The sequence below is a fragment of the Streptomyces sp. NPDC054847 genome (genome assembly GCF_053610925.1).
This window is the reverse complement of sequence record NZ_JBSGZJ010000277.1, coordinates 1-9641: the sequence shown is the minus strand read 5'-3', so window position 1 is coordinate 9641 and position 9641 is coordinate 1. Positions and strand designations below refer to the sequence as shown.

Genomic DNA, 9641 nt, shown 5'->3' with positions numbered 1-9641 from the left:
CAGCGTGACCAGCTCGAACGGCCGCAGACTCAACGGCACGCCGCCGTCGACCAGTTCGGGGGCGGGTACGTCTGCGAGGGTCCGCTCCAGCAGGTCCGTGGCCGAGACCCCTGCGGCCGGGAAGCCGGGCGTCACCCGCGTCCGGGCCCGCCCGCCCGTCGCCTCGTACAGCCGCACCACCACGTCGCCGCTGCCGTCGTCGGCGAGCTTGACCGCGCTGACGACGACCGCGTCGTTGTCGACGGTGACCAGCGGCGCGACTTCGGCGTCACCGGGGACGCGGCGCTCGGGAAGGTTGATGCGGTAGCCCTCCCGTACGGCGTCGCCGATGGAGGCGCCGGGCACGAGGGCGTGGCGGAAGCGGTGCACGCCCTGGTCGGTCTCCGGGTCGGGGAAACGCGGGGCGCGCAGCAGGGACACGCGCAGGGTGGTCGTGGTCCCGGCGTCCAAGGCGCGGACGGTGCGCGTGACGTCGTGCCCGTACGTCGAGTCGTTGACGAGGGCGACACCCCAGCCCGGCTCCTCCATGTGGACGAAGCGGTGGTTGCAGGCCTCGAACTTGGCGGCCTCCCAGCTGGTGTTGGTGTGTGTGGCCCGGTGGAAGTGGCCGAACTGGGTCTCGGAGGCGTACCGCTCGGCGTGGACGTCGAGGGGGAAGGACGCCTTGAGGAACTTCTCGGTCTCGTGCCAGTCGACCTCCGTGTCGATGTCGAGGCGCTTGGCGCCCGCCGCGAGGGCGATCAGCTGGGTGACCTTCGAGTCACCGAAGGAGCGGACGACGCGGACCACAGCGGCCGGTCCCGAGCCGGCGGCGGTGACCTCGTCGACGTCCGTGAGGTCGGTGACGGTGTTGCGGTAGAAGGCGTCGACGTCCCAGGCGTCCCACATGTTGGGGAAGTCGGGATGGACCTGGAGCAGGTTCGCAGCACTGCCCGGTGCCACGGTCTCCCGCTCGGCTCCGATGTCGTAGACGGAGACCACCAGGCCGCGGCCGTCGATCTCGACCTGGAGGAGACCGTTGTCGAGCACGAAACCGCCGCCGTCGCGCTCGGAGAGCTGCGCGGTGCCGCCTTCCGCGGCGCGGGCCGCGCCGCCGGCCGCGACGCCGTGCCGCTCGTGCGGGGCGGCGTTGAACACCAGCTCCCCTCCGGCGGCCGCGTCACCGGCGAGGGCACGCTGGGCCGCGCCGATGATGTCGTTCAGCTCGGCCGCGACGGCCGCGTACGTCTTCTCCGCCTCCCGGTGCACCCAGGCGATGGAAGAGCCGGGCAGGATGTCGTGGAACTGGTGCAGCAGCACCGTCTTCCAGATCCGGTCCAACTGCTCGTACGGGTAGCCGAATCCGGTGCGGACGGCGGCGGTCGCCGCCCACAGCTCGGCCTCGCGCAGCAGATGCTCGCTGCGCCGGTTGCCCTGCTTGGTCTTCGCCTGGCTGGTGAGGGTGGCGCGGTGCAGTTCGAGGTACAGCTCGCCGACCCACACCGGCGGGTGGGCGTACTCGGCCTCCGCCTTGGTGAAGAACTCCGCGGGTGTCTCCCACGTCACCGTCGCCGAGCCCTCGAGGTCGCGCAGGCGGGCCGCCTTGGCGACCATCTCACGGGTGGTGCCGCCGCCTCCGTCGCCCCAGCCGGTCGGCGCGAGCGAGTGCCTGGCCATCCCCTTGTCCTTGAAGTTCTTCTCGGCGTGGGCGATCTCGCTGCCCTTCATGGAGCAGTTGTAGGTGTCGACGGGCGGGAAGTGGGTGAAGATCCGCGTGCCGTCGATGCCCTCCCACTGGAAGGTGTGGTGCGGGAACTTGTTCGTCTGCGACCAGGAGATCTTCTGCGTCAGCAGCCATTTGGAACCCGCCGCCTTGATGATCTGCGGCAGCCCGGCGGCGAAGCCGAACGTGTCGGGCAGCCAGGCCTCGTCGTTCTCGATGCCGAACTCGTCGAGGAAGAACCGCTTCCCGTGCACGAACTGACGGGCCATCGCCTCGGACCCGGGCATGTTGGTGTCGGACTCGACCCACATCCCGCCGGCGGGGACGAACCTGCCGTCGGTGACCGCCTTCTTGACCTTGGCGTAGACCTCCGGGCGGTGTTCCTTGATCCAGGCGAACTGCTGCGCCTGGGACATGGCGAAGACGAAGTCCGGCTCGTCCTCCAGCAGGGCCGTCATGTTGGCCGTCGTACGGGCGACCTTGCGCACGGTCTCCCGCAGCGGCCACAGCCAGGCGGAGTCGATGTGGGCGTGGCCGACGGCGCTGATGCGGTGGGCCGAGGGCCGGGCGGGCGTGGCGAGGACGCCGGCGAGCTCGGCGCGGGCGGCGGCAGCGCTGCCGCCCACGTCCTGGAGGTCGACACGGTCGAGGGCGCGGCCGACGGCGCGCAGGATGTCGTGGCGGCGGGCGCCGTCCGCGGGCAGTTCGTGCATCAGCTCGCCGAGCACCTCGAGGTCGAGGACGAGCTGCCACACGGTCTCGTCGAAGACGGCGAGGTCCATGCGCGCGAGCCGGTACTGCGGGGTGCTGCCCGCGGTCTCCTTGTCGCCGAGCCGCGTCGGAAGGAAGGGGTGGTAGTCGAGGATGACGGGGTTCGAAGCGGCCTCGATGTGCAGGCGGACCTCTTCCCCGCCGTCGGCCGGCGCCGCGACGCGGACCCACTGGTTGCGCGGGTTGAGGCCCTTCACCGGGGTGCCGTCGGGGCGGTAGACGAGGCCTTCGCACTGGAAGCCGGGCATGTTCTCGTCGAAGCCGAGGTCGAGGAGCGCCTCGACGGTCCGGCCCGCCCACCGGCCCGGGACCGTGCCGGTGACGGTGAACCAACTGGTGCCCCACGGAGCACCCCACATGTCGCCCACCGCGACCGGCTCCGGCGTGGCGGCGAGACCTTCCTCGACCGGGACGGGCTCGCCCGGCGCGTTCCACACCAAGACGTCGAGCGGCACGGACTCGGGGTACACGGCGGGGCGGATGCGTTCGTCGAGGACACGCCTGAGGCGGGCTTCGACGAGGGTGCGGTCGTCATGCATGAAGGGTGCTCCGGGGGTGTCGGGGGTGGGGCGTGTTACCAGGGACGGACGACGGTCGCGGGAGCGGACGTGGTGTAGAGCTCCCCCACCGCGCGCACTTCGAACCGGGCCGATCGCTCGCCCGGTTCGGGCCGCAGGTCACGGGCGAAGAAGGCGCGCTGGCAGGTGGCGCCGAGGAAGCGCCGTGTGCCGTCGGGCAGCAGCCGGTGCAGGGTGTAGTGGCGCACGGCCGGCGCCGCTGCTTCGTCGACGGCGTCGGGCGCCGCCTGCCAGACGAAGCGCATGCCCTCGTCCGTCGCGTCGGTGATCCGCAGGACGCCGGGGGCGGCCGGGGTCCGCTCGCCGCCGTCGTGCACGGCGAGCCCGCCGAGGCGCCAGCGCACGGGGCCGCCGGCACCGGTGAGACGGACGCCGAGGGCGTGCACGGTCCCGGACAGGCCGCTCAGCCGTACGGTCCGGGTGGTCCAGCCGCCCTCGGCGGCCCCGACGGGGACATACGTGTACGGATGGGGTTCGCCGGGTGCGGCGGGTTCCGCCGTGGCGAGGGCGAGTTCGACGGTGACCCGGCCAGCGTCGGCCCGGTGGGTGAACTCGACGACCGTGTCCGGTCCGAGCGGCAGACGGGTGGCGTACAGGTCGACGGTGACGGGGGCGTCGGGGGAGCCGTCGACGAGGAGGCTGCTGCCGCCGTGCCAGGCGTCGCCGAAGTCGAAGGCGACCCTGGGCCGACTGCCTTCGGTCCGTACGACCCACTGGCGTGAGGGCATCCGGTCCTGGAGCCCGAGGTGGTTCCAACCGGCGTCGGAGACCGCCTTGCCCTCCTCGTACCAGCGCAGCCCGTGGCCGGTGTTGAACACGGTCGCGAAGGGCAGGCCTGCGACGGTGGAGCGGTCGGCCACGGCGAGCGCCGGGGCACGCCAGGCGTCGGCGGTGTCCGGCCGCGACGGGTCGAGCGACCGGCCGCTCCAGAAGCGGTCGTCGGCCGCGTGGAACTGCTCCGGCGTGCGGTCGGCGGGCAGGTGGTTGCGGGTCCATTCCGGGCGGTAGAGGCCGAGCGAGACGATGTCGTCGCCGCTCTCGGGGATGATGGCGTCCCAGTCGACGGACTTGTTCCAGCCGCTCGCCTCCACGTCGACCCCGGCCCACAACTCGTACCGGCTGCGCCCGAGTCGGTCGGCGAGCTGCCCGGAGGAGGCAAGGGTGGAGCGCGACCAGCGGAAGTCGACGAACATGGAGTCGGCAGCCTCGAAGAAGGGGCGGTTGCGCTCGTTCAGCGCACCCTGCCAGGTCACGGAGCCGCTCACGGTCATCGAGTCGTACCAGGTGACACGCAGGTCCTTCGCCGTGCCGAGACGCTTCAGTTCCGCGAGGAAGCCTCGCATGTCGGCGGCCAGCGCGCTGTCGCCGCCGCCGGTCTCCGCGTTGACGAACCAGCCGTCGAAGCCGTACGCGACGGCGACGGCGACGAGTTGTGCGGCGAGCGGGAAGCGGCCGAAGGAGTCCTTCTGTACGAGGTCCCGGGTCCAGCGCAGATCGCCGCCGTAGGCCACGGGCGGCAGGAAGACATTGCCGAGCACCGGCACACCGTGGCGGTGGGCGGCGTCGACGACGGGGGCGTTGGGGGCGAGGATCAGGCCCTCGCCGGAGGAGCCGCCCCAGAAGACCAGTTCGTCGACGTAGCCCCAGTGGGTGGTGGCGTAGTAGTCGGCGGTCGGTGCGCCCTGGGACGGGTTCGAGGCCGTGGGCGCGAACGAGACGAGGGACTGGATCCGGGCCTGGCCGGCGCGGGCTGTGGCATTGACCGGGGTCGGGGTGAACCGGCGCGCGAGCGGGACCGCCGCCCTGTTGAACGGAAGGTCGGCGTCGTCCTGTGCGCGCCAGGTCTTGAGACTGCGCCAGGTGATGCCCTCGCCGGGGCTGCCGGAAGGCAGCGAGTCCGGGTACCAGTAGGAGGCGTACGGCGCGCCGAGCGCGTTCCGCTTCGCGGCGGCGGCCGTGCCCGGTGCGAGGACGGGGACGAGGGCCGCCGCGGCGGATGCCCTGAGGACGGCTCGTCTGCTGGGGTGGGGGGCCATGTCGTGTGCTCCGTATCGTGTCGTGGACGGCTTACGGTGCGGTGCGGGCGGCCGGTCCCCCGGGGAGACCGGCCTGTTCGGGAGTGACGACCTCGGTGATGCCGCGGGCGGCGAGGTGGTCCGGGTCGTCGGCGCGGCTCGCGAGGACCGTGGTGGGGCGGGCGCCGTCGGCGGTGAGCCGGGCGAAGGCCTCGAAGACGGGGCCGCCCGGGGCGCAGACCGAACGCCGGGGCGCCCGCTCGTCGTCACCCGCGTCGACGACGAGGGCACAGGTGCGCGGGGCGGGCCGGTGTTCGCGGCCGCGCCACTCCTCGGCGAGCCGGGCGACGGCCCGTCCGGCGGGTTTGACGCGGCGGTCGTTGGTCAGCAGGCCGAGGGTGTACTCGAGTTCGGGGAAGTCGGCGAGAGAGCGGGACACGTCGTGGGAGCACCACCAGGTGACGCCCCACAGGTCCGGGCAGTCGAGGGCGTTGGCGACGGTGGCGTCGGTGAACGCGGCGGCGTGCTCGGGCGGGATGTGCGGCGCGGGCGCACCGACCTCCTGGAGCCACACCGGGCGGTGCGGCTCCAGCGCCCAGGCCTTCGACAGTTCGACGAGGTAGGCGGCGTGGTGCTCGGTGGCCGTGGCGGTGGCGCCGTGCCGCTGCGCCGTGCCGTTGAACACCCAGGAGTGCACGGCGGTGACCGCGCCGGTGCGGGCGGCGTGGGCAGGGGTGAAGGGCTGGTCGTCCTGGTACCAGGAGGCGTCGTACTCGGCGTGCAGGTGCATCCGTCCCGGCGCGCCCGCCTCGCAGGCGGCCAGCAGGCGGTCGAGCCAGCTGCCGGCCTGTGCGGGGGTGATGCGGTCGGGATCGGGGTGCGGTGCCGCGGCGAACTGTGCGATCTCGTTGCCGATGGTCATGCCGATGAAGTTGGGCCGGTCGGCGAGGGCGGCGGCCAGTGTCCTGAGGTACTCGGCCTGTCCGGCGACCACGTCGGGATCGGTGAAGATGTTCCGCCGGTGCCAGGTCCGCGTCCAGGCGGGCAGGAAGTCGAAACTGGACAGATGGCCCTGGAGGCCGTCGACGTTGACGTCCAGGCCCCGCTCGGCCGCGGCGTCGGCGAGCTGCACGAGCTGTTCGACGGCACGGGGGCGGACGAGGGTGCGGTTGGGCTGGAACAGCGGCCAGAGCGGGAAGACCCGGATGTGGTCGAGTCCGAGGCCGGCGATCGAGTCGAGGTCGGCGCGCACGTCGTCGAGGTCGAAGTCCAGCCAGTGGTGGAACCAGCCCTGGCTGGGCGTGTAGTTGGCGCCGAAGCGCGGCGGGGCGGAGCTCATGAGGCGGCGACGTCCAAAGTCTCGTGGGGTGTCGGTCGGGTGGCTGCGCGGCCGCGCGGTGCGCCTGGGGGGCAGGTCCGCGCGGCCCCGTTGTCAGCCCTTGACGGCGCCTTCGCCGACGCCTCGGAAGAAGAACCGCTGGAGGCAGGCGAAGAGGACGATCAGCGGGAGCACGGCGATGATCGTGCCCGCGGCGACCAGGCGTTCGTCGTTGGCGAAGGTGCCGTGGAGGTAGTTGAGGCCGATGGTGAGGGTGAAGTTCTCCGGGTCGCTCAGAACGATCAGCGGCCACAGGAAGTCGTCCCAGGCGCCCATGAACGCGAAGATCGCGACGACGGCGAGGGTGCCTTTGACCGACGGCAGGGCGATCCGCAGGAACCGCTGCCAGACGTTCGCCCCATCCACGTACGCCGCCTCCTCGACCTCGTCGGGCAGGTTCAGGAAGGCGTTGCGCATCAGCAGGACGTTCATGGCCCCGATGGAGCCGGGCAGCAGCACCCCGAGGAGCGTGTTGTTGAGGCCGAGGTCCCGCATGGTGGTGAACTGGGCGATGATGATGCCCTCGACGGGGACGAGCATGGCGAGGATGAAGGCCAGCGTGGCGGCCCTGCGGCCCCGGTAGCGCATCCGGGCCAGCGCGTAGCCGGCGAGGGCGGCTCCCACGCAGTTGGTGACGACGTTGGCGGTGGCGACCTTCAGCGAGTTGAGGGCGTAGTCCCAGACGGGGATGGTCTGCGCGACGCGTGTGTAGTTGTCGAGGGTCGGCTCGCCGGGGAGGAACTTCGGCGGGGAGCTGAAGATGTCCTCGTGCGGGCCCTTCAGCGAGGTGGACAGCTGCCACAGGAACGGGCCGACGGTCAGCGCCAGCACGGCCAGCAGCAGCACGTAGCGCAGTACGAGCTGGGTGGCGGGGATCCGCTTGCCGTCGGCGTCGGTGACGTTGATGACGCTCACGCGTCCTCCTTGCGGTCGGCGCGCAGCACGAGCAGCATCAGCGCGACGGTGACGACGAAGACGACGACGGAGATGGCGGAGGCGTAGCCGACGCGGCCCGAGAGGCCGGTGCCGACACGCTGGACGAGCATCACCAGCGTGGTGTCCTCGCCGGCCGGGCCGCCGGAGGGACCTGCCATCAGATAGACCTCGGAGAACACCTTGAACGCGGCGACCGAGGACAAGGCTCCGACGAGGACCATCGTGGAGCGGACGGCGGGGACGGTGACGGTGAAGAACCGGCGTACGGGCCCGGCGCCGTCGACGGCGGCGGCCTCGTGCAGTTCGCGCGGGACGTTCGCCAGCGCCGCCAGATAGATGATCATGTAGTAGCCGAGGCCCTTCCACACCGTGACGCCCATCGCGCTCAGCAGCAGGAGCCACTGGTCGCTCAGGAATCCGACGCGGCCGACCCCCACCGCCTCCAGCACCGAGTTGACCAGTCCCCGGTCGTCGAGCATCCAGACCCAGATCAGCCCCACCACGACGATCGAGGCGACGACCGGGGTGTAGAAGGCGGAGCGGAAGAAGGTGATGCCGGGGATGTGGCGCTGGACGAGCATGGCCAGCAGCAGCGGCAGGATCACCAGGGCGGGGACGACTCCGAGCACGTACAGGCTGCTGTTGCGCAGGCCGATCCAGAACATCTCGTCGTCGAGCAGCTCACGGAAGTTCGCCAGGCCCACGAACTCGCCGGGGACGAGCGTGCGGCGGTCGGTGAACGCGTTGACGAGGGTGCTCAGGAACGGGTACAGGCTGAACGCGCCGACGACGAGCAGTCCGGGTGCCGCGAACAGCCAGGGGCTGTACGGCAGATGGCGCCGGATGCCGCGGTGCGGGCGGCGCCCCGCGGAGCCCGGCCCGGGGCCGTGGACGGGCGGGCCCGCGGGGGCGGCGTCGGAGGTGATCGTGCCGGAGGCGGTGGAAGTCTTCATGGCAGGTGCCGATCAGCTCTGCCGGAGCAGCCGGTCGCAGGCCTTGACAGCGTTGTCAAGCGCTTCCTGGGGGCTCTGCTTCCCTTGCAGCGCCCGGGCCACGGCGTTGCGCAGTTCGGTCTTCATCTGCTCGCTGAACAGGACGGGCGTGTAATTGACGGACGTCTTCAGGGACTCGGCGGCCGCGACCCTGACCCTGGTCTCGTCGGTGCCGTCCTCCTCGGTGAAGTAGGGGTCGTCGAGGGAGCCCGCGGTGCTGGGGAAGATGGCCACCTTCTTGGCGAACTCCATCTGGCGGGTGGCGTCGGTGACGAAGTGGGCGAAGGCCACGGCGGCGGGCTTCTGCTTGCTCTGCGCGTTCACCATGACACCCATGACGTACATGTTGGCCTTGCCGGTGCTCGTGATCTGGTCGGTGATGCCGATGTTCTTGTAGAGGCTCGGGGCCTGCTTCTTGAAGTTGGCGAGGTCGAGCGCGCTGCCCGGGTTCATGGCCACGGACTCGGTGAGGAACTTGTGCCCCGAGGACTCCGGAGTGGCGGTGAGCGCCTGCGGGTCGAGCGCCTTGGCGTCGTACAACTCCTTGTATCGGGTGAGGAGTTCGACACCCTTGGGGTCGTTGAAGGAGAAGGCGGTGCCTTCCTCGTTCATGAGCGGGACACCGTAGCGGCCGAAGTCCTCGATCGTGGGCACGTTGGCGAGAGCGGCGACCTTGCCCTTGCTCTGCCGCGCCATCTTCAGTCCGGCGTCGAAGACCTCGTCGTACGTCGTGGGCGGCTTCTCGGGGTCGAGACCGGCATCCTTCAGAAGACGCTTGTTGTAGAACAGGGGGCCGGTGTTGAGGTACCAGGGGAAGGCGTATGTGCCCTCCGCGCCCGGTATGCGGTGCGCGTCCCAGGCGCCCGGAAGGTACTCCTTCTGGTACTGCGGGGCGGCCTTGTCCAGGTCGAGCGCCAGGCCGGCCTTGGCCAGCGGCGCGACCAGGTCCGGCGAGACGTTCACGACGTCGGGCAGGGTGCCGCCGGCGGCGTCGGCGCTGATCTTGTCCGCGTAGCCCTCGGCCGGCCGGTCGACCCACTTCACATCGGTGCCCGGGTGCTGCTTCTCGAAGTCGGCGATGAGGCCGTTGAAGTAGTCCTTGAAGTTGGCCTGGAGGTTCCAGGTCTGGAAGGTGATCCTGCCTTCCACCTTGCCGGAGGCGTCGGTGGAGCCCGCCTCCGAACCCCCGCACGCGCTGAGCGGCAGGACGACGGCGATGACGGCGGCAGCGGCGACTGCCCTGCGGTTGATGCGCACGGTGAACGGCTC

6 protein-coding genes are annotated in these 9641 nt (G+C 71.2%); all 6 read right to left on the bottom strand.

What is annotated here, in order from left to right; all coding sequences use genetic code 11:
* Nucleotides 1-3012 (bottom strand): alpha-mannosidase (locus ACWGH4_RS23805; RefSeq protein ID WP_453464244.1); only part of this gene is annotated, 3012 nt, incomplete at its 3' end.
* A 35-nt stretch (nt 3013-3047) separates the two neighbouring features.
* The gene (locus tag ACWGH4_RS23800; protein ID WP_453464241.1) at nt 3048-5087 is read right to left on the bottom strand and encodes an endo-beta-N-acetylglucosaminidase; all 2040 of its coding nucleotides are present in this window, start codon (nt 5085-5087) and stop codon (nt 3048-3050) included.
* 31 nt (nt 5088-5118) lie between these two features.
* The gene (locus tag ACWGH4_RS23795; RefSeq protein ID WP_453464238.1) at nt 5119-6405 is read right to left on the bottom strand and encodes a glycoside hydrolase 5 family protein; all 1287 of its coding nucleotides are present in this window, start codon (nt 6403-6405) and stop codon (nt 5119-5121) included.
* A gap of 93 nt (nt 6406-6498) precedes the next feature.
* Nucleotides 6499-7359 (bottom strand): carbohydrate ABC transporter permease, encoded by an 861-nt coding sequence (locus ACWGH4_RS23790; protein WP_364594585.1) that lies wholly within the window; start codon nt 7357-7359, stop codon nt 6499-6501.
* Nucleotides 7356-8333 (bottom strand): carbohydrate ABC transporter permease, encoded by a 978-nt coding sequence (locus ACWGH4_RS23785; RefSeq protein WP_453464234.1) that lies wholly within the window; start codon nt 8331-8333, stop codon nt 7356-7358. The genes ACWGH4_RS23790 and ACWGH4_RS23785 overlap by 4 nt, the downstream gene beginning before the upstream one ends.
* Before the next feature lie 12 nt (nt 8334-8345).
* Nucleotides 8346-9629: an ABC transporter substrate-binding protein gene (locus ACWGH4_RS23780; protein WP_453464247.1), complete on the bottom strand. Its 1284-nt coding sequence runs from the start codon at nt 9627-9629 to the stop codon at nt 8346-8348.
* Between the last annotated feature and the right edge of the window lie 12 nt (nt 9630-9641).

Coding starts and splice junctions, on each gene's coding strand:
- ACWGH4_RS23785 (WP_453464234.1), bottom strand. CDS start 8,333: ATGAAGACTTCCACCGCCTCCGGCACGATCACCTCCGACGCCGCCCCC.
- ACWGH4_RS23800 (WP_453464241.1), bottom strand. CDS start 5,087: ATGGCCCCCCACCCCAGCAGACGAGCCGTCCTCAGGGCATCCGCCGCG.
- ACWGH4_RS23795 (WP_453464238.1), bottom strand. CDS start 6,405: ATGAGCTCCGCCCCGCCGCGCTTCGGCGCCAACTACACGCCCAGCCAG.